This is a genomic window from Stenotrophomonas sp. C9D9, from assembly GCF_056491205.1.
In genome coordinates this window covers 660,162-680,769 of sequence record NZ_JBSZIF010000003.1, presented here as the reverse complement: position 1 = coordinate 680,769, position 20,608 = coordinate 660,162, and the positions used below count along the sequence as shown (strand labels likewise).

The window sequence follows — 20,608 nt, the reverse complement described above, 5'->3', positions numbered from 1 at the left end:
CGCGTGGAGGAGGGCTCAACCCATGTACAGGCCACCGTTGACCGGATAGTCGGCGCCGGTCACGTACGAGGCTTCGTCCGAGGCCAGCCACGCGCACAGGCCGGCTACTTCCTCGGGGCGGCCGAGGCGACGCACCGGCACCGAAGCGGCCAGCCGGTCCAGCACATCCGGCGGGAAGCTGCTGATCGCCTGGCTGGCGATGTAGCCCGGCGACAGCGTGTTGACGGTGACGCCGCGCGAGGCAACTTCCGCGGCCAGTGCACGGCTGAAGCCATGCATCGCGGCCTTGGCGGTGGCGTAGTTCACCTGTCCGATCTGGCCCTTGTGCGCACTGACCGAACCGATGTTGATGATGCGGCCCCAGCCCCGCGTGGCCATGCCGTCGACCACCTGCTTGGTCAGGTTGAACAGCGCATTGAGGTTGGAGGCGATCACCGCGTTCCAGTCCTCCACCGTCATCTGCCGGAACAGCAGGTCGCGGCTGCCGCCAGAATTGTTGACCAGTACATCCACTTCACCGACTTCGGCGCGCACCTTGGCAAACGCGGCGCTGGTCGAGGCCCAGTCGGTCGCGTTGCCTTCGGAGGCGATGAAGTCGAAGCCCTGTTCGCGCTGCTCGCGCAGCCAGTTGGCCTTGCGCGGCGAGTTCGGTGCGCAACCGGCGACCACGGTGTGGCCGCTGCGGGCCAGGCTCTGGCAGATGGCAGTACCGACACTGCCCATTCCACTGGTGACGTAAGCGATTCGAAGCGTCATTGCAGAAGGCTCCTTGGCAAAGGGTCAGGCGGCTAGGGGGTACAGGCCGAACAGCAGGCTGCCGACCATCAGCAGCATCGAGATGGCGATGGCCCACTTCAGGGTGAACTTCTGGTGGTCGGCGAACTCGACCTTGGCCAGGCCCACCAGCAGGTAGGTGGACGGCACCAGCGGGCTGAGCAGGTGCACCGGCTGGCCGGCCAGCGAGGCGCGCGCCATTTCCACCGGGGTGATGCCGTAGTTGCCGGCGGCCTCGGACAGGATCGGCAGCACGCCGAAGTAGAACGCGTCGTTGGACATGAAGAAGGTGAACGGCATCGATGCCACGGCCGTGATCACCGCCAGGTACGGGCCCCACGATTCCGGAATCACCGCCAGGAAGCTGTGCGACATCGCTTCGACCATGCCGGTGTTGTTGAGGATGCCGGTGAAGATGCCTGCAGCGAAGATCAGCGACACCACCGACAGTACGTTGCCGGCATGGTTGACCACGCGGCGGCGCTGCTCGGCCAGGTTCGGGTAGTTGATCACCAGGGCGATGGCGAAGCCGACCATGAACAGCACCGGCATCGGCAGCACGCCGATGATCAGCGCGGTCATCAGCGCCACGGTCAGGGCCAGGTTGACCCACAGCAGCTTCGGACGCTTGATGTCCTCGGCGTCTTCCACGGTCGGCAGCGGGTTGCTGTCGTCGGACACGCTGTTGTCCATCCAGCTGCCGCCCTTGGGCAGGGTCACCACGCCGAGGCGACGGCGTTCCTTCAGGCCCAGGTACCAGGCCAGCAGCAGCACGCCGGCACAGGCGATCACCATCGACGGGATCAGCGGCACGAACACATCGGCCGGGTCCACGTGCAGCGCGGTGGCCGCGCGTGCGGTCGGGCCGCCCCACGGGGTCAGGTTCATCACGCCGCCGGCGAGGATGGTCACGCAGGTCATGTTCAGCGCGTTCATGCCGAGGCGCTGGTACAGCGGCAGCATCGCCGAGACGGTGATCATGTAGGTGGTCGAGCCATCGCCGTCGAGCGAGATCAGCATCGCCAGCACCGCGGTGCCGAGCACGATCTTCATCGGATCACCCTTGACGAAGCGCAGGATCACCCGCACCAGCGGATCGAACAGGCCGGCGTCGATCATCACGCCGAAGTAGAGGATGGCGAACATCAGCATCACGCCGGTCGGCGCGATCTTCTTGATGCCCTCCAGCATCATCTCGTCGATGCCGGCGCCGAAGCCACCGATCAGCGCGAACAGGATGGGGATGGTGATCAGGGCGACGAGCGGCGACAGGCGTTTGCTCATGATCAAGTACATGAACGTAATGACCATGCCAAAGCCGAGGATGCTCAGCATCATCTGCGGACTCCTTGCGAAAACAGGACGTGGGGGAGTGGAAGGGGCCCGGGCGGCGTGCCCGGGATGCCGGGCTTAGAAGTCGTACTGCAGGCGGCCGGTGACCGCGCGCGTGCGGTCCACCGTGACCCCGGCCAGGCGGTCGCGGTTGCGGCTTTCGATCACGTTGAGCATGAAGCGCAGGTTGTCGCGCAGGTACCAGTTGCCGCCCAGCGTCCACGCTTCGGTGCTGCCGCGGCGCAGGTCGGGTGCACCGTCGAGGTGCTGTGCGCCCCACATCTGGTCGTAGCGCAGCGCCACTTCGAAGGCACCGGCCTTGTGGCGGATGTCCTTCACCCGCGCGAAGCGGCCGGTCTTGCGGTCGTAGGCGCGGCTTTCGCCGGTGACGAACCAGCTGAGCATGCCGTAGGCCGCCATCACGTCGCCACGCTGGGCGCCGTCATCGAAGGTGGCGCCACTGAATTCGCCCTGCCACGACAGCGGGCCGCGCACCTGCGCGTATTCCAGCGACCACTTGTTGACGTCGGTATCGCGGCCGGCGGAGAAGTTGACCAGGGTCAGGCGGCTTTCATCGGACAGATGGCCGGCCGGGCGCGGGCGGATGCTCAGGCCCGGGGTGCCGTTGGCGCCGGGGTTGTCATAGGCCTCGCGGGCCAGCGACAGGCCCAGGTGCAGCACGTCGCCCTCGCTGGGCGAAGGTGCCCAGGTGACGCGGCCACCGGCGGCGCGGCCCTTCACCTGCCAGGCGTCGATGCTCTCCAGGCTGTAGAGGCTGGCGGCCCAGGTGAAGTCCCCCGGGTTGGCCTGCCACGACGCACCCAGGCGGTACAGCGGCGCCAGCGTGGTGCCGGCGTTGCCGCGCTCCAGGAAGCTGCCGTAGTTGGAGCTCGTGCGGTCATCCAGCGAGAAGTACTGCTTGAACTGGCCGACGGTCAGCTTGCCGGCCTTGCCGAAGCTGCGTGCCAGGTACACGTCCTTGGCCTCGACGCGGTCGCCGGAGAAGTCGGCTTCCAGCTTGTAGTCGACCACGAAGAACTTGCCGGACACATCGACCCAGGCACGGCGGATCTCGGTGTCGTCCTTGTTCGGCGTGCCGCGGTTGTCGTTGTCGAAGGTGGCGAAGTCCAGGTGCAGGCGGCCACCGAGGGTGGCGGTGACCGGACGGTCGTCTTCGGCGGCGAAGGCCGGCGCCGACAGGGCAGCCAGAGCCATCATGGCGGCAGGACGCCGCCAGGCAAACGTGAATTCCACAAACCCTCCCAGGTGCGCGCCAGGCGCGCGGCAATCGTGGGCACCGGACGGTGCGCGGCCGCAGTCTGGGTCGGGCAAGCTGTCATCGTCCTGTCAACGGTTTGTGCGGTGCAGCGTAAAACCGGCCGCTGCGCTCACGGGGCCACGCCCGGCAAGGTCAGCGGCGGCATGCGGTAGCATTCGTTTCCCCTCCCACCCGTGTGCCCATGCGCCTGCTGCTGGTCGAAGACAACCCGGATCTGGCCGATGCGATCATCCGTCGCATGCGCCGCAGCGGGCATGCCGTGGACTGGCAGGCCGATGGCCTGGCCGCCGCCAGCGTGCTGCGCTACCAGAGCTTCGACCTGGTGGTGCTGGATATCGGCCTGCCCAAGCTCGATGGCCTGCGCGTGCTGGCCGGCATGCGCGAGCGCGGCGACAGCACGCCGGTGCTGATGCTGACCGCGCGCGATGGCATCGAAGATCGCGTGCAGGCGCTGGACGTCGGCGCCGACGACTACCTGGGCAAGCCGTTCGATTTCCGCGAGTTCGAAGCGCGCTGCCGCGTGCTGCTGCGGCGTGCGCGCGGCCAGGCCAGCGAAGTGGTGCAGATCGGCGGCTTCCAGTTCGACAATGCTGCGCACCGGGTCAGCCTCGACGGGGAGCCGATCGAACTGCCCAACCGCGAATACCGCCTGCTGGAGATCCTGGTCGGCCGCCTTGGCCAGGTGGTCGGCAAGGACGAGATCGGCAACGGCCTGTTCGGCTTCGATGACGAAGCGGGCCCGAATGCCATCGAGTTGTACGTTGGCCGCCTGAGAAAGAAGCTGGCCGGCGCACCGCTGCGTATCACTACGGTGCGTGGCGTGGGCTATCTGCTGGAAGCCAGCGACGCCAGTGCCGACGCCGATGGCTGACATGCGCGCTGCAACGGCCGCGCCGGGCTCGCTGCGGCGCACGCTGCTGCTCTACCTCGGTGTGCTGCTGGCGGTGTTCGCAGTGGCCCTGCTGTTCGCCGCGCGCGATTACGGCCAGCGCGCCGCCAATCGATCCTACGATCACCTGCTGGTGTCCTCGGCGCTGTCCATTGCCGATTCGGTGGCCCTGGTCGATGGCCAGTGGCAGGTCGATCTGCCGTATGCGGCGTTGGACCTGCTGGCGATGGCGCCGGAAGACCGCGTGTTCTATCGGGTGGCCGACAACCGCGGCAACCTGATCACCGGCTACGGCGATCTGCCGGCACCGCCGCGCCGGCCCGGCACGCAACCGCAGCTGTTTGACGCCCCCTACAGCGGCGAGACCGTGCGCTTCGTGGTGGTCGGCCGCAGTTTCGCCGCCGCGTCGGCGCAGGGCGAGGTACAGGTCCAGGTTGGCCAGACCCGGCGTGCACGGGAAGCCGTCGCGCAGGACATGGTCAATCGCGCGCTGTTGGCGATCGGCGTGCTGTCCGGCCTGCTGCTGGCGCTGGTGGCCTTCGGCGTGCATCGCGCATTCCGTCCGCTGGTGCGGGTGGAACGCGAGCTGTCGCGACGGGAGCCTTCCGACCTGAAGCCGCTGGATGCCCGCGTGCCGCGTGAGATGGACCAGATGGTGGCCGCGTTGAACCGCTTCATGGAGCGCCTGTCCAGCAGCAACGAGACACTGCGCGCGTTCATGGCCGAGGCCGCACACCAGATGCGTACGCCATTGGCGGCATTGCGTGCACAGGCGCAGTTGGCGCTGGACGACGACGATCCTGAGGACATGCGGCGCAGCCTGCAGGCGATCGAGCGCAACGCCACCCACATGAGCCGGCTGCTCAACCAGCTGCTCAGCGATGCCAGCGTGATCCATCGTTCGCACCTGCAGCGCTTTGCTGCAGTGGACCTGGCCGAGACCGTGCACCAGGCCCTGCATGAAGCGCTGCCGCAGGCCGCCCCTGCGCCTCGTGTGCAACTGGCGATGACCGCCGAACCCGTACAGGTGCACGGCGATGCACTGCTGCTGCGCGAGGCGATCAAGAACCTGGTCGACAACGCATTGAAGTATGGCGGCGAGGGCCCGTTGCAGATCGCGCTGACCGTGGAAGGCGGGCAGGCCGTGCTGACCATCGCCGACCATGGCGCAGGCATCGCGGCCGCCGATGCCGAACGCGTGTTCGAACGCTTCGCGCGTGGCGAAGGCGCGCCGTCCGGCGGTGCCGGGCTAGGCCTGGCCATCGTCAAGCGCGTGGTCGACAGCCATGGCGGCCGCATCGACCTCAGCAACCGCCCGCAGGGCGGGCTGATCGCCACCATCCGCCTGCCCCGGAGCAGTTCATGATCCGCCTGTTCGCCACGGCCGTTGCCCTGCTGCTGGCCCTGCCGGTGCTGGCCGCACCGGGCGATGTGCGCCGTTTCCCTGCGCAGGGAGCCGCCACCGCGCAGCTGCGCATCCACGGCACCACCGACATCGAAGTGTTCGCGGTGGTCATCGCCGACTACCAGCGCCTGCACCCGGGCACCGAGGTGGTGTACGAGGACATCATCACCCAGGACCTGTACGCGCGGTACCTGCATGATCGTGCCGGGCAGGCATCGCCGGACCTGCTGATCTCCAGCGGCATGGACCTGCAGACCAAGCTGGTCAACGATGGCCACGCGCTGCCACATCGCTCGGCGCAGACCGCTGCGCTGCCGGCCTGGGCACAGTGGCGCAACGAGGCGTTCGGCATCAGCTACGAGCCGGTGGTGATGGTCTACAACACCCGTGCACTGCCGTCGGCGAAGGTGCCGCACACGCGCCGCCAGCTGCTGGACCGGCTGCGCGCCGAGGGCGCACCGCTGCGCGGGAAGGTCGGCACCTATGACATCGAGCGCAGCAGTGTCGGCTACCTGCTGGCGACCCAGGATGCGCAGCGTGGCAGCATCGCCGGCGCGTTGCTGGGTGCGCTCGGCGACAACGACGTGGTCCGCGAGGAGCGCACCGGCGTACTGCTGGACAAGGTGGCCAGCGGCCAGCTGTCGCTGGTCTACAACGTGCTCGGCTCCTATGCGCAGGCACGCGTCGATGCCGGCGCGCCGCTGGCCATCGTCGAGCCCGAGGACTACACGCTGGTGGTGCTGCGCACCGCGGTGATTCCGCGTACCGGCCCACACCCGGAAGAAGCCCGGCGCTTCCTCGATTACCTGCTGTCACCGCGTGGCCAGCAGGTGCTGTCGCGCGAGGCGCGGCTGATGCCGATCGTGACCGGCAACGCACGTGGCGACGATGCGCCCGGCCGCAGCCGTCGTCCGATCCAGCTCGGCCCGGGCCTGCTGGTGTACCTGGATGCGCTCAAGCGCCGCCAGTTCCTTGATGCCTGGCGCAGCAGCGTGGAGCCGGCAGGGCGCTGACGCGGCGGCCTGCCCGTACAATGGCGGCATGAGCGAATACACCATCCTGATCGCCGATGACCACCCGCTGCTGCGTTCGGCGGTGGTGCAGTCATTGCGACAGAGCCTGCCGCTGGCGCAGGTACGCGAGGTCGCCAGCGCTGAGGCATTGGCTGAGGCGCTCGACGCGCAGCCGGATGTGGACCTGGTGCTGCTCGACCTGACCATGCCCGGTGCACATGGTTTTTCCGCGCTGCTGCACGTGCGTGGCTCGCATCCGGACATTCCGGTGGTGATCCTCTCGTCCAATGACCATCCGCGGGTGATCCGCCGCGCGCAGCAGTTCGGCGCGGCCGGTTTCATCCCGAAGTCTGCCCCGGCGGAGACCATCGGCGAGGCCGTGCAGACGGTGCTGGATGGTGGCCTGTGGTTCCCGGCGATGGCCGCCGAACGCTCGGAGGCCGACGCACTGCTGGCCAGCCGCCTGGCCCAGCTGACCCCGCAGCAGTTCCGCGTGCTGCTGTGCCTGGCCGATGGCCTGCTCAACAAGCAGATCGCCTACACGCTGGGGCTGGCCGAGAACACGGTGAAGGTGCACGTCACCGCGATCCTGAAGAAGCTCGAGTGCCATAGCCGAACGCAGGCGGCAGTGCTGGTGAAGGCGCTGGAGCCCGAGGGCGACGCCGGCATCGGGTTGTAGTTTCCAGCCAACGGCGAAGCCCCTCGTGGGTGGACACGTAGAGTAGTTCATGAGTGAGGCCGGGCAGGTGGACTGCGCAGGGGCCGCTGCAAGTACGTCCATGTAAGCTCGGTCGCCGCATCCATGCGGCTCACGCCCCTGCGCAGCCCACCTGCCCGGCCACGGACAGGTTCCGTGCGCATCCATCCACGGAAGAGAAAGGAAGATCAAAAGCAAAGGCAGCCTGGCAGGCTGCCTTTTGTAGAGCCGAGCCCACGCTCGGCTGCTTTGCGGCCGGTCCGCGAAGCCGAGCATGGGCTCGGCTTTACAGGAGCAAGCGCAGCGCGCGATCCGCTTTTGATCTTCTTTTTCTTCTCCGTGGGTGGCAGGCCACCGAAATCTGTCAGAGGCCGGTCGGGTTGGGTTCGCGGGGGTGTCAGCCGCATGGATGCGGCTGCCAAGCCTCCAGGGATGGATTCACGGCGTCCCCCGCGCACCCAACCCGACCGGCCCACCCACGGCTTTTGCTTTTCACGAGCAACCAGACACCACCCACGAGGGGCTGTGCCGTTGGCTGGGATCACCCGCGATGCCGGACCAGCAACTGACTCATCAGCGCCCGCAGCGCCGGCGGCTTCACTGGCTTGGCCATCATTCCCCAGCCACGCTCGGCGGCCATCTCACGCAATCCCGCATCGCGTTCGGCGGTGACCAGCACCACTGGCGGGCGTGCCTGCCACAGCTCCGCCAACGTCTCGTACAGCACCGGGCCGTGGTGATCGCCCATGCGCACATCCAGCAGCACCAGCTCCGGCACGGTCGTGGTACTGGCCAGCTGCAGCGCGGCCTGCGGGCCATCGGCCAGCATCACCTCGCAGCCCCAGCGCTCCAGCAACGCGCGGCTGGCTGCGCAGACGTGGGGATCGTCGTCGATCACCCACACCCGGCGCCCGCGCAGCGGATTGTCCGCGGCCGGTTCCTGCACCAGTACCGGCGCGGGTGCAGAAGCGGGAATCGCGCTGGCTTCACCGAATGGCACGCCTACGGCGAACACGCTGCCGTGGCCCAGCTGCGAGCGCAGCCGGATCGGATGTCCCAGCAGGCGGCCGATGCGGTCGACAATGGCCAGGCCAAGGCCGGCGCCGCGCTGCTGCCCGTCGTGCAGGCGGCGGAACTCCTCGAAGATCTCGCTCTGCAACGCGTCGGGAATGCCGGGACCCTGATCGTGCACTTCGATCCACAGCATGCCTTCGCGGCGACGGCAGCCGAGCAGCACGCGGCCGCGTTCGCTGTAGCGCAGTGCATTGGACAGGAAATTCTGCAGGATGCGCCGCAGCAGTGCTTCGTCGCTGACCACCACCGCATCGGTATCGATCCAGTCGACCACCAAGCCGCGTGAGTGCGCGGCGATACCGAACTCGCGCGCCAGCGTCTGCAGCAAAGGTCCGAGCCGGAACGCCTGCACACGGGTCGGCAGGCTGCCCGATTCCAGCCGCGCAATGTCGAGCAGGCTGTTGAGAATCGCGTCCTGCGCGGCCAATGCAGCGTCGATGTGATCGCTGGTCTGCTGCTGCGCAGGGTCGCTCAGCTTGCCGCGCAGCACCGAGACGAACATGCGCGCCGCATTGAGCGGTTGCAGCAGGTCGTGCACCGCCGAAGCCACGAAGCGGGTCTTGTAGCGGTTGGCCTGTTCGGCTTCGCGGCGTGCTTCGTCCAGGTCGTGGGTACGCTCGGCGATGCGGTGTTCCAGCGCGTCGGCCAGCGAGCGCAGTTCGCGCGCAGCGTTCTTGTAGCTGGTGATGTCGGCATAGCTGGTGACGAAGCCGCCATCGGGCAGGGGATTGCCGCGGATTTCCAGCACCGTGCCGTCGTCCTTCTCGCTCTCGCGCATGTGCGGGCGGCCGCTGCGCAGGTGGTTCAGGCGGCGCTCGATGGCCTCGTCCACCGGGCCGGGACCGAGCAGGCCACGGCGGGCGTTGAAGCGGAACAGGTCTTCGATCGGCCGGCCCACGCGTACCAGGTCCAGCGGGAAGCGGAACAGTTCCAGATAGCGCGAATTCCACGCGACCAGGCGCAGTTCGCGGTCGATCACCACCACGCCCTGGGGCAGGTGTTCGAGGCTGCGGCTGAGGCCGCTGTCGGCATCGGTGGCGGCCTGCAGCAGGCCGTCCTGCGCGGTGCGCAGTTCCTGTGCATGCTGCTTGAGCAGGGTTTCCAGCTCGCGGCGGCTGCGCAGGCGATGCTTGGCCAGGCGCCGGCGCTGCTGCACGAACAGCACCAGGAAGCCCAGCGCCAGCCATGCGGCGCCACCGGTGAGTGCCGCGGCGCGACCGGCAGCGGTGGCGGCACTGGCGTCGTGCAGCAGGTGCAGGTTCCAGCCTTCGGCGGGCAGCGGCAGGCTTTGCCACAGCATTGGCTGCGGAAGCGCTGGATCCAGCAGGCGCACCATGCGGCCGCCGTCGGCCAGCACGTCTTCGGTGCGTGCGCGCAGCGGCTGCAATGTGCGGTCGGCGTACTGGCGGGCGTCCAGCATCTCGCGGCGCTCATCGGCGCCCAGCGGGCGCAGCAGCCGGTAACGCCAGCTGTCACGGTTGGCCAGGAACACCACGTCGTGGTCGTCGCTGGCCAGCACCACGTCGGGGCTGCTCAACCATTCCTGTTCCAGCGCGGACAGCTCGACCTTGATCACCACCACGCCCAGCCGCTTGCCGTCTTCTTCGATGGCCTGCGAAAGGTAATAGCCGGGCACGCCGGTGGTCATGCCGATGCCGTAGAAGCGGCCACGGCCCTTCGCCAGCGCCTGGCGATAGTAGGGGCGGTAGCTGTAGTTCTCGCCGACATTGGTGGTCGGCTGGTCCCAGTTGCTGGCCGCCACCGCCACGCCGTCATGGCCGACCAGGGTCAGCGTCGAAGCACGGGTGACTTCATTGGCGCGTTGCAGCTTGAGGTTCAGCCGCTGCCGTTCGGTGGGCGAGGGCGGCACGCGCAGTGCGTGCAGAAGATCCGGGTCCAGCGCCAGCACCTGCGGCAAGGTGCCGAAGCGGTCGATGCGCTGCTGCAGGCCCTGGCCGTACAACTGCAGCTGGCGCTGCACCTGGCTGCTTTCCTCGCCGAGCGCGCGCCGCCAGGCGTAGTGGCCAGCGGCGACCGCGCACAGCACGGTGCCACCGACCATCACCAGGATCGTCAGCAACAGCATCCGATGGCGGCTGAGCCAGTACATGGCGGCAGTCTACGCAGGGCCGGCGGGCGTGGCGTGCACGCCCGCCGGGGTCTGACGTGGAAGGGGTCAGAAGTGCATCTGCGCGCGCAGTTCGAAGATCTCCGGCGTGCTGTGCACACCACGACGGCTGGCGTCGACCTTCACGTAGTTGGCCTGGAACTTGAAGTGGCTGGTCAGGTACCAGTTCGCACCCAGGGTGAGGTCATGCTGGCGGCCACCGAGGATGTCGCCGTCATCGAGATCCAGGCGGCTGTAGCGTGCCACCAGTTCGACCGCGCCGTAGTTGTGCGCCGGTTTGATGTTGGCCACCGCGCCGGCGTTGTACGGGCGCGATTCGCCGGTCAGCACCCAGCTGGCCATCGCGTACTGGCCACTGCCGGTGTAGTCGGGCTTGCCGTCATGACGGGTGACCGTGGCGCGCAGCGCTTCGGCCTGCACCGAGAACGGGCCGCGGATCCAGATGCCTTCCAGGCCGGTGCGGCGGATCTGGTCGGCGGTGACCAGCGCACCGGAATCGACGTAGCGGATGTCGGTCAGGCCGGCTTCCGGGCGCGCGCGCAGGCGGGCGCTGGCCTCGTGGTGCACGTCGCGGCCATCGCTGTAGCCACGCGGGTTTTCCTGCGAGTAGGCCAGGCCCAGGTGGATCACATCACCCGGTGCCTTCACCGGCGTCCACACCGCACGCACGGCCTGGGTGGTGCCGGGGTTGTCGCCCTGCAGGTCCTTGCCGCCATAGGCGCCGGCCTGCAGCAGGTACTGCGGGCGCTCCAGCACCCACTCCACACCGGTGCGGCGGCCTTCGTAGAAGGCCTGCACCGGCAGCGAGGTTTCCAGGAAGCTGCCGGCACGCGAAGAGGTGTTCGCATCCAGGCCGACCGGGGTCTTCATGTAGCCGAAGCGGAAGCGGCCGACGTCACGGCCGAAGAAGGCCTTGCTCTCGAAGCGCACGAACACGTCCAGCCAGGTATCGGCCTGGAAGTCGTAGTAGACCATCGCATCGTAGACGCCCTTCTTTTTCAGCGTCGCGCCGAATTCCTTGCGGCGCACGGCATCGTCGTCCTCAAGGCCACTGGCCGAGGAGAAGTCGTTGTAGTCGTAGGCGATGTTGGCGGTGGCCGCCAGCTCGGTGCCATCACCGAAGGTGTACTTGGTCGGCCAGTTGTCGAAATCGGCGGCCGAGGCGAAGGCGGGAAGGGCGGCCAGCGACAGGGCCAGCAAGGTGGGATTCGGGCGCATGTTGGGTGCGGCTCTCTCAGATTGCGTGTGGACAGGACATCAACGGCCGCGAGGGCCGGAACTTTCGCAAAGACTCGCCCAGCCGTTCAGCCCGGGCCACCAGCCTCCCCGGTATCGGGCGGTGCGGCGCCAGTGTAGGCACCTGTGCCACCTGAACTGGGGGGCTAGTACCAATAGGTTATCTGCGCCGGCGTGCCTGGCGCGTACAAAGGCGTCCATTGGTCGCACCCCCTGTGCGTGCTGCACAGGGCCTGCGATCAGTTTCCACGGTAACGGTTCCCGTGCAGTCCCGGGGCCGTACGTGCCTGAAAACGCCCCTTCCGGAGTCCGCCATGCACATCCCGACCGCAGCACCGGTGCCTGCAAAGCCGTTGCCGATCTATCGCCAGCTGTACTTCCAGGTGATCGTGGCGATCGTCCTGGGCGCCATCCTCGGCCACTACGAGCCGCTGATCGGCGAGAAGATGAAGCCGCTCGGCGATGCCTTCATCAACCTGGTGAAGATGATCATCGCGCCGGTGATCTTCCTGACCATCGTCACCGGCATCGCCAGCATGACCCACCTGCGCACGGTGGGCCGGGTGTTCGCCAAGGCGATGGCGTACTTCCTGTTCTTCTCCACGCTGGCGCTGATCGTCGGCATGATCGTGGCGCACGTGGTGCAGCCCGGCGCCGGCATGAACATCAACCCGGCCGAGCTGGACCAGACCGCGGTGCACAGCTACGTCGAGAAGTCGCACGACCTGACCCTGGTCGGCTTCCTGATGGACATCATCCCGAAGACGCTGCTCAGCGCCTTCGTCGATGGCAACATCCTGCAGGTGCTGTTCGTGGCCGTGCTGTTCGGCATCGCGCTGGCGATGGTGGGCGAGAAGGGCAAGCCGGTGCTGAACTTCCTGGAGGCGCTGGTCGCCCCGGTGTTCAAGCTGGTGCACATCCTGATGAAGGCCGCCCCGATCGGTGCCTTCGGTGCGATCGCCTTCACCATCGGCAAGTACGGCGTCGGTTCGCTGATCAACCTGGCCTGGCTGGTGGGCTCGTTCTACCTCACCGCGTTCCTGTTCGTCGCGGTGATCCTGGGCCTGGTCTGCCGCCTGTGCGGTTTCTCGGTGTTCAAGCTGGCGCGCTACCTGAAGGCCGAACTGCTGCTGGTGCTCGGCACCTCCTCGTCGGAGTCGGCGCTGCCGTCGCTGATGGAGAAGATGGAACGCGCCGGCTGCAGCAAGTCGGTGGTGGGCCTGGTGGTCCCGACCGGCTACTCGTTCAACCTGGACGGCACCAACATCTACATGACCCTGGCGGCGCTGTTCATCGCCCAGGCCACCAACACCGAACTGACCCTGGGCCACCAGATCGCCCTGCTGCTGGTCGCCATGCTCAGCTCCAAGGGCGCGGCCGGCGTCACCGGTGCCGGCTTCATCACCCTGGCCGCCACCCTGGCCGTGGTGCCGGAAGTGCCGGTGGCCGGCATGGCGCTGATCCTGGGCGTGGACCGCTTCATGAGCGAGTGCCGCTCGCTGACCAACTTCATCGGCAATGCCGTGGCCACCGTGGTGGTCTCGCGCTGGGAAGGCGCGCTGGACCGCAACCGCCTGAAGCTGGCGCTGGATGGCCGCGAAAGCGAACTGCCGCCGCCGGTCGATGCGCTGCCCGAGGCACTGCCGGCCAAGGGCTGATCCAGGTGTGTGGTACCGCGGGGCCGGTCACGACAGTGGTACGGCCCCGCGGCGTTTCAGGGCGTCCCATGGCTGTCATGGGCAGCGCCGAAGCTGGTGTCGCGGTACCGTCGCATACGGCACGGAATTGTGCGGTCGCAGCATGCCTGCGACAGGATAGCGACAGGTCCAGACGCTCCAACGGGGGTATCATCCCCTGTCCCTTCTGCCCATTCATGTAACCCACATCGATGTCCAACGAAGATTTCAAACAGGCCGCCCTCGATTACCACCGGATGTCCCCGCCGGGAAAGATCAAGGTTTCCGCTACCAAGCCCATGCTGACCCAGCGCGACCTGTCGCTGGCGTATTCGCCGGGCGTGGCGTACGCCTGTGAAGCGATCAAGGCCGACCCGCAGCAGGCCAGCGAGCTGACCGCCCGCGGCAACCTGGTGGCGGTGATCTCCAACGGCACCGCGGTGCTGGGCCTGGGCAACATCGGCGCGCTGGCCGGCAAGCCGGTGATGGAAGGCAAGGGCGTGCTGTTCCAGAAGTTCGCCGGCATCGATGTGTTCGACATCGAAGTCGATGAGACCGACCCGGACAAGCTGGTCGACATCATCGCCTCGCTGGAGCCGACCTTCGGCGGCATCAACCTTGAAGACATCAAGGCGCCGGAATGCTTCGTGGTCGAGCGCAAGCTGCGCGAGCGCATGAAGATCCCGGTGTTCCATGACGACCAGCACGGCACGGCGATCATCGTCGGCGCGGCGGTGCTCAACGCCATGGCGATCACCGGCAAGAAGATCGAGGAAGTGAAGCTGGCGACCACGGGCATGGGCGCGGCCGGCATTTCCTGCGTGAACATGCTGGTGCAGCTGGGCCTGAAGCCGGAGAACATCCTGGCCTTCGACCGCGAGGGCGTGATCCACACCGGTCGTACCGACCTGGACCCGGAAAAGCAGCGCTATGCGCGCGACACCGACAAGCGCACCCTGGCCGAGATCGTCGACGGCGCGGACATCTTCCTGGGCCTGTCGGCGCCGGGCATCCTGACTGCCGACATGGTCAAGACCATGGCGCCGGATCCGGTGATCTTCGCGCTGGCCAACCCGACCCCGGAAATCATGCCGGAACTGGCGCGCGCCGCGCGTCCGGACGCGATCATCGGCACCGGCCGTTCGGACTACCCGAACCAGGTCAACAACGTGCTGTGCTTCCCGTACCTGTTCCGTGGTGCGCTGGACGTGGGCGCCACCGCGATCAACGAGGAAATGAAGATCGCCTGCGTGCGTGCCATCGCTGCACTGGCCCGCCGCGCCGCCACCGACATGGGCTCGGCCTACGGCGGCGACACCCCGAGCTTCGGCCGTGAATACCTGATCCCGCGTCCGTTCGACCGCCGCCTGCTGGTGGAGCTGTCGGCCGCCGTGGCCCAGGCCGCGATGGACTCGGGCGTGGCCTCGCGCCCGATCGAGGACATGGGCGCCTACCGCGACAAGCTGGCCCAGTTCGTCTACCGCACCAGCCTGATGATGAAGCCGGTCTACGACCGCGCGCGCAGCGACAAGCAGCGCGTGGTGTACGCCGAAGGCGAAGAGGAAGTGGTGCTGCAGGCGGTGCAGAACGTGGTCGATGACGGCCTGGCGCACCCGATCCTGATCGGCCGCCCGGAAGTGATCGAATCGCGCATCGAGCGCCTCGGCCTGCGCCTGAAGATCGGCGAGAACGTTGAAGTCACCAACATCAACGACGACCCGCGCTTCAACGAGTACTGGCAGTACTACCACGGCCTGACCGGCCGTCGTGGCGTGACCGTGGCCGCGGCGAAGAACCTGATGCGTTCGCGCCCGACCCTGATCGCGGCGGTGATGGTGGCGCGTGGCGAAGCCGATGCGATGCTGACCGGCATCGTCGGCCGCTTCCACAAGAAGCTGGGCTACGTGCGCAGCGTGCTGCCGCTGGAGCCGAAGGTCACCTCGACCTCGGCGATGACCGGCGTGATCAACCAGCAGGGCGTGTTCTTCTTCGTCGATACCCACGTGCAGGAAGACCCGACCGCCGAGCAGCTGTGCGAAGCGACCCTGCAGGCGGCCTACCGCATGAAGCTGTTCGGCATCGAGCCGAAGGTCGCGCTGCTGTCGCACTCCAACTTCGGCAGCCATGATTCGAAGGACGCGCTGAAGATGCGCCAGGTGCGCGAGCTGCTGCTCAAGCGCAACCCGCGTCTGAACGTGGATGGCGAAATGCAGGGCGACACCGCGTGGGATGAAGCGCTGCGCCAGAAGCTGCTGCCGGGCTCGACCCTGCAGGGCCGCGCCAACCTGTTCGTGCTGCCGAACCTGGAAGCGGCCAACATCGCCTACAACCTGGTGCGCGTGTTCACCGACGGCGTGGCGATCGGCCCGATCCTGATGGGCGTGAACAAGCCGGTGCACATCCTGACCACCAGCGCGACCTCGCGCCGGATCCTGAACATGACCGCGATTGCCGCGGTCGATGCGCAGATCCGCAAGCAGCTGGAAGCGGAAAAGAAGGCGTAAGCCTTCTTTCCGATTCCAGCTGCAGAAGCGCGCCCCTCGGGGCGCGCTTCTGTTTCCGCGCAGCGGAAACCGGTAGTGCCGGCCGCTGGCCGGCAACCCCGATGATGTCCAGGCGCACAACGGCAGCCGGCCAGCGGCCGGCTCTACCCCGGTCTGTGCCAACGGCCGCCGAACCTGCCACACGCGCTACGCAACCCGGTCATCTCCCTGCAACGCCATTGCGGCCCAATACGCCCACGCGGCCCGGCCGTGGGAAGGGACCGGACCGGCCTTCCCACCCTGGGCCCGACCACCTCCCCATCGGCGAAAGTGTCATGCGCAATCGAGTGACCCGGCGGTATTTCCAGCAGCTGTTCGCGCTGTACGCAGGTTTCGTGCAGTCGCGCTGAGGCAGCGATGCGGTAGCGCCGGGCAATGCCCGGCGAACGTGTGGTGCGTAGGTGTCAGTGCCGTTTGCCGCGGCGTGCCGGGGCCGGCGGCGGTGCGTCGGAACGCGGCTTGGCGTACTCCGCCCACAACGCCGGCAGTGCCTTGCCGGTGTGTTTCTGCCACAGCGCCGGTGCATAGCGGCCGGCGCGCAGGGCCTTGTCCAGTGCCAGCACCAGGCCAGGGTGTTCGGCGTCGGCCCACTTCAGGAAGGCGCCGGTGACACGGTAGCCGCTGTCGAAGTTCTGCCCCTTCTCGACCTTGCCCGGCAGTGCCCAGCCGGCTGCGGCATTGTCCATGCCGTAGCGGTCGCGTGCGTAGTCGGCGATGCCTTCCACCAGCCAGCCCGGCACCCGTGCGTCGCCATAGCCCGGATAGCCCTGCACGATGTGCATGGCCTCATGGGTGACCAGGTCGATGTCATTCGGGTGCTGCGCCAGCCAACCCGGGTTGATGGTGATCGTCGCCGCCTGGTCCTTGTCGCCGACGAATGCGATCCCGGTGTAGGCCGGATCGATCACGATGCGCACCATCGACGGCGCGGCCGGGTGGAAGTCCGCACGTTCGCGCAGGTAGGCGAAGTAGAACGTATCGATCACCCGCTTGCGCTGCGGCGCGGCCAGGGCGCCACGGGCGTCCTGGTAGTTCAGCGTCACGCCGTCGCGGGTCAGCTGCGCATCAAAGGCCTGGGTCTGGCCGAAGCTGGAGAAGGAAAGGGCAACGAGGGCCAGAGGCAACAGACGGTAGCGCATGGGGCTCATTGTACGGCGCTGGGCGCCAACAGTTCGATCTCCGCCAGCGGCAGCCGGCCCGGTGCGGCCAAGCGCAGCCGGTACTCGCTGTAACGACCGGGTTTGGCGATGCGGAACGGACGGGTCTGGCGGGCGGATTCGAAGGCTTCGCCGCTGCGCTGGTCGAGCACGGCCCAGCGGCCGCTGCCGTTGCGCGCTTCCAGCGCCCACTCACCGCCCTGGATGCGGCCGTCACCGCTGGTCAGCGTGTACATCGTCGGCGTGCCGTCACTCAGGCCGGTCAGCGCGATGGTTGCACCGCCGCCCAGGCCGACGCTGGTGGCCGCGTCGTCATCGACCAGCGCCGGCAGGGCGCGGCCATCGGCCAGCGTTGCCTTCGCGCCGCTGCCGAGCAGGTCGTGCAGCAGTTGCGGGCGCTGGCCACGCGCGGTCAGCGAGCGCGGCACGTCATCCACACCGCTGCCCCAGCGCGACGGCTGCGGCCCCATCACGAAGTCCAGCGTTGCACCCTTGGCAATCAGCGCGTGCGGCACCCAGGTCTTCGTCCAGGGCTGGCCGTTGATCTTCAGCGACTGCACGTAGACGTTCTCACGCGAGTTGTTGGCCGCGTTCACGGTCAGCACCGCGCCGCCCTGCAGTTCCACCCGTGCGTGCCGGAAGGCCGGCGAGCCGATCACGTACTCCGGGGCGCCCATGCGCAGCGGGTACAGGCCCAGCGAGGCCAGTACGTACCACGCCGAGGTCTCGCCGTTGTCCTCGTCGCCTGGATAACCCTGGCCGATCTCGCTGCCGACGTACAGCCGCGCCAGGATCTCGCGCACATGCTGCTGGGTCTTCCACGGCTGCCCGGCGTACAGGTACATCCACGGGATGTGATGCGCCGGCTGGTTGCTGTGCGCGTACATGCCCATGCGCACGTCGCGCGCTTCGGTCATCTCGTGGATGGTGCCGCCGTAGGAGCCGGCCAGTGCCGGGTCCGCGGTTTCCGGCGTGGCGAAGAACGCATCCAGCTTCGCCGCCAGCTTGTCGCGGCCACCGTACAGTGCGGCCAGGCCTTCGCCATCGTGGGCGGCGGTGAAGGCGAAGGTCCAGCCATTGGATTCGGTGTAGTCGTGGCCCCACACGCGCGGGTCGTAGTCCTTCGCGTCCACGCGCCAATGGCCATCGGCAGTGCGGCCCTGGAAGAAGCCGGCGGCCGGATCGAACATCGTCGCGTAGCTGGCGGCGCGGTAGCGGAAGTAGTCGGCCTCGGTGCTGTAGCGCTCGCGTGCGGCCGGCGTGGTCGCGCGCCTGGCCAGCGCATCGGCCATGTTGGCGATGCCGAAATCGTTGAGCGCGCCTTCCACCGTCCACGACATGCCTTCGTGCACGTCCGCGCTGGCGTAGCCACGGAAGGTCGAACGGTCCATGCCCTTGCGGCCGACATGGCGGTCGGGCGGGACCACGGTCGCGTTCTTCAGCGCGGCGGCATAGGCCTCGGCCGGATCGAAGCCGCCGATGCCCTTCAGCCATGCATCGGCGAAGGCCACGTCCGAGCTGGTGCCGACCATCAGGTCGGCGTAACCCGGCGACGACCAGCGCGCGATCCAGCCACCGGCGCGGTACTGTTCGATGAAGCCCTGCACCATCTGCCCGGCATCGTCGGGCGTGAACAGTGCATAGGCCGGCCAGGTGGTGCGGAAGGTGTCCCAGAAGCCGTTGTTGACGAACACCCTGCCATCGCGCACGCCGGTGAAGCTGCGGCTCGCACTGCCTTCGGTGTTGTCATCGCTGGCGCTGGCCTGGTTGGCGTAGCGCCAGTCCGGTGCGGCCGCGCTGCCCGCGTTCTCGTGGCCGGAATTGGGGTACAGGTACAGCCGGTACAGGCTGGAGTACAGCGTGGTCTTCTGGTCGTCGCTGGCATCGCCGATGTCGAAGCGGGCCAGGCGCGCGTCCCATGCATCCTGCGCGCGGCCGGCCACGCTCTCCAGCGTATCGGTGGCGGCGATCTCCAGTGCCAGGTTGTGCCGCGCCTGCTCCACCGAGATCAGCGAGGTGGCGATGCGCATCGTCACCCGCCGGTCGCTGCCGGCGTCGAACTTGATGTAGCCGGTCGGGCGCCCGGTGTCGAGACGGCCGCTGCTGCGCCAGGGCTTGTCGAAGCTGGCCACCACGTACATGCGGCTGGCGCCGTTGGACAGGCCGCTGCGCGTATCGGTGTAGCCGGACAGCGTCTGCGTGGCGGCGTCCAGGGTCAGGCCGCCACGCGCATCGACGTTGTCGAACAACAGGTTGGCGTCACCGTCCTCGGGGAAGTCGAAGCGGAACAACGCGGCATGATCGGTCGGCGCGATGGCGGCGGCGATGCCAGTGTCGAAGCGCACGTCGTAGCGGTAGGGGCGCGCGCTTTCATGGCTGCGGTCGAACGACAACGCGCGCTTGCGGCGGTCGGCGTCCGGCGCGCCACGGCTGGACGAGGGCATCACCTGGAAGGTCTGGCGGTCGCCCATCCACGGGCTGGGCTGGTGGCTCAGCGCAAGCGCCTGCAGCTGCGGACGGTTCTGCGCATCGTTCTGCTCGTTCCAGCGGTACAGCCAGTTCAGTGCGCCGGCATCGGTCACCGGGGTCCAGAAGTTGAACCCGTGCGGCACCGCCGTGGCCGGGAAATTGTTGCCGCGCGAGAAGGTGCCGTTGGCCTGGGTGCCGCGGGTGGTCAGCACCCAGTCGGAGACGCGCTGTGGCTGCTGCCTCGGCTGTGCGTCCAGGCGCACATCGTCGATCCAACCAGAGACCGGCGCGCCCTCGGCACTGGCCACCTCCAGTTCGATCGCCACCACGCGGCGACCCTTCAGCGTGGGTACGTCGCCCAGCCGCACCGCCTTGCGTGCCCACTGCTGCGGGTACAGCGTCTTCGACTCGCCCTGCGCGCGTGCGCCGATCGCCACGCCATGCTGGTCCCGCGCCGCACCGGCCGAAACGCGGCTGCCATCGTCCAGCAGCAGGTCCAGCGAGACATAGGTCGAGGCGACGGTGTCCTTGCCGACGATCTCCGGCAGCACGAGCCAGGACAGGGTGGTATCGGCCTCGATGGGCAGGTCGGCCTTGAACAGTTCGCGCCGCGCGCTGCCGCCCTCGCTGCTGTAGTGCAGTGCATGCAGGCCGCTGTAGCCGGCGTTGCGCTTGGCGGTGTAGGGGGCGGCCGGTCCATTGCCGATCGTGACCTGAAGTGCACCCGCGGCCTGCGTCGGGGCAGGTTCGCCCGGTTCGAACGAGGTCTGCAGCCCCTGTGCCAGCACCGGCATCGCAGTGGTCGCACAGGCCAGGGCCAGGGCGAGTGGAAGCAGGGCGCGGCGCGGATCGGACAGGGTCATGCAAGGGTCTCCCGGAAGGGCTGGCGGCGGGCAGAACCCGCATCGGCGGACACCACGGACAGCATCGCTCCGC

The 20,608-nt window shown here is 67.9% G+C and carries 13 protein-coding genes; 6 read left to right on the top strand and 7 right to left on the bottom strand.

Annotation, left to right across the window (positions count from 1 at the left end; all coding sequences use genetic code 11):
• Positions 1 to 15: 15 nt before the first annotated feature.
• The 3 genes from phbB to ACXI0D_RS05050 form a co-directional block, all read right to left on the bottom strand.
• Positions 16 to 756: an acetoacetyl-CoA reductase gene (gene phbB / locus ACXI0D_RS05060; RefSeq protein WP_005419193.1), complete on the bottom strand. Its 741-nt coding sequence runs from the start codon at positions 754 to 756 to the stop codon at positions 16 to 18.
• 24 nt (positions 757 to 780) lie between these two features.
• The gene (locus ACXI0D_RS05055; protein WP_012481220.1) at positions 781 to 2,109 is read right to left on the bottom strand and encodes a CitMHS family transporter; all 1,329 of its coding nucleotides are present in this window, start codon (positions 2,107 to 2,109) and stop codon (positions 781 to 783) included.
• A gap of 75 nt (positions 2,110 to 2,184) precedes the next feature.
• Entirely contained in the window at positions 2,185 to 3,324 is a 1,140-nt protein-coding gene (locus tag ACXI0D_RS05050; RefSeq protein ID WP_101766050.1) for an OprO/OprP family phosphate-selective porin, read from the bottom strand.
• Positions 3,325 to 3,566: 242 nt separating this feature from the next.
• Between ACXI0D_RS05050 and ACXI0D_RS05045 the strand changes: the two genes are divergently transcribed.
• Genes ACXI0D_RS05045 through ACXI0D_RS05030 form a run of 4 tightly spaced genes read left to right on the top strand, consistent with a single transcriptional unit; the run spans position 3,567 to position 7,371 of the window.
• Complete coding sequence (locus ACXI0D_RS05045) at positions 3,567 to 4,256, top strand: response regulator transcription factor (protein WP_014038433.1); 690 nt, start codon at positions 3,567 to 3,569, stop codon at positions 4,254 to 4,256.
• Positions 4,249 to 5,640: a sensor histidine kinase gene (locus tag ACXI0D_RS05040; protein ID WP_101766049.1), complete on the top strand. Its 1,392-nt coding sequence runs from the start codon at positions 4,249 to 4,251 to the stop codon at positions 5,638 to 5,640. The genes ACXI0D_RS05045 and ACXI0D_RS05040 overlap by 8 nt, the downstream gene beginning before the upstream one ends.
• Complete coding sequence (locus ACXI0D_RS05035; protein WP_049442903.1) at positions 5,637 to 6,692, top strand: ABC transporter substrate-binding protein; 1,056 nt, start codon at positions 5,637 to 5,639, stop codon at positions 6,690 to 6,692. The genes ACXI0D_RS05040 and ACXI0D_RS05035 overlap by 4 nt, the downstream gene beginning before the upstream one ends.
• A gap of 28 nt (positions 6,693 to 6,720) precedes the next feature.
• Positions 6,721 to 7,371, top strand: coding sequence for a response regulator (locus ACXI0D_RS05030; protein ID WP_049442935.1), 651 nt, complete (start codon positions 6,721 to 6,723; stop codon positions 7,369 to 7,371).
• A gap of 559 nt (positions 7,372 to 7,930) precedes the next feature.
• Here the strand turns inward: ACXI0D_RS05030 and ACXI0D_RS05025 are convergent.
• Both ACXI0D_RS05025 and ACXI0D_RS05020 read right to left on the bottom strand, forming a co-directional pair.
• Positions 7,931 to 10,573 carry a hybrid sensor histidine kinase/response regulator gene (locus ACXI0D_RS05025; protein ID WP_119006763.1) on the bottom strand — a complete coding sequence of 881 codons (2,643 nt, stop codon included), beginning with the start codon at positions 10,571 to 10,573 and terminating at the stop codon, positions 7,931 to 7,933.
• Between the two features lie 66 nt (positions 10,574 to 10,639).
• The gene (locus ACXI0D_RS05020; protein WP_049442905.1) at positions 10,640 to 11,809 is read right to left on the bottom strand and encodes an OprO/OprP family phosphate-selective porin; all 1,170 of its coding nucleotides are present in this window, start codon (positions 11,807 to 11,809) and stop codon (positions 10,640 to 10,642) included.
• Positions 11,810 to 12,141: 332 nt separating this feature from the next.
• Here ACXI0D_RS05020 and ACXI0D_RS05015 point away from each other — a divergent pair, with 332 nt between their 5' ends.
• Both ACXI0D_RS05015 and ACXI0D_RS05010 read left to right on the top strand, forming a co-directional pair.
• The gene (locus ACXI0D_RS05015; RefSeq protein WP_014038427.1) at positions 12,142 to 13,485 is read left to right on the top strand and encodes a dicarboxylate/amino acid:cation symporter; all 1,344 of its coding nucleotides are present in this window, start codon (positions 12,142 to 12,144) and stop codon (positions 13,483 to 13,485) included.
• Between the two features lie 230 nt (positions 13,486 to 13,715).
• Positions 13,716 to 16,007, top strand: a complete 2,292-nt coding sequence (locus ACXI0D_RS05010; RefSeq protein ID WP_087923578.1) for an NADP-dependent malic enzyme — start codon at positions 13,716 to 13,718, stop codon at positions 16,005 to 16,007.
• A gap of 443 nt (positions 16,008 to 16,450) precedes the next feature.
• Here the strand turns inward: ACXI0D_RS05010 and ACXI0D_RS05005 are convergent, their stop codons facing one another.
• Positions 16,451 to 17,194 (bottom strand): basic secretory protein-like protein, encoded by a 744-nt coding sequence (locus tag ACXI0D_RS05005; protein ID WP_479642374.1) that lies wholly within the window; start codon positions 17,192 to 17,194, stop codon positions 16,451 to 16,453.
• Positions 17,191 to 20,535 carry a GH92 family glycosyl hydrolase gene (locus ACXI0D_RS05000; protein ID WP_479642373.1) on the bottom strand — a complete coding sequence of 1,115 codons (3,345 nt, stop codon included), beginning with the start codon at positions 20,533 to 20,535 and terminating at the stop codon, positions 17,191 to 17,193. Before ACXI0D_RS05000 ends, ACXI0D_RS05005 begins: the two co-directional genes overlap by 4 nt.
• Positions 20,536 to 20,608 lie beyond the last annotated feature (73 nt).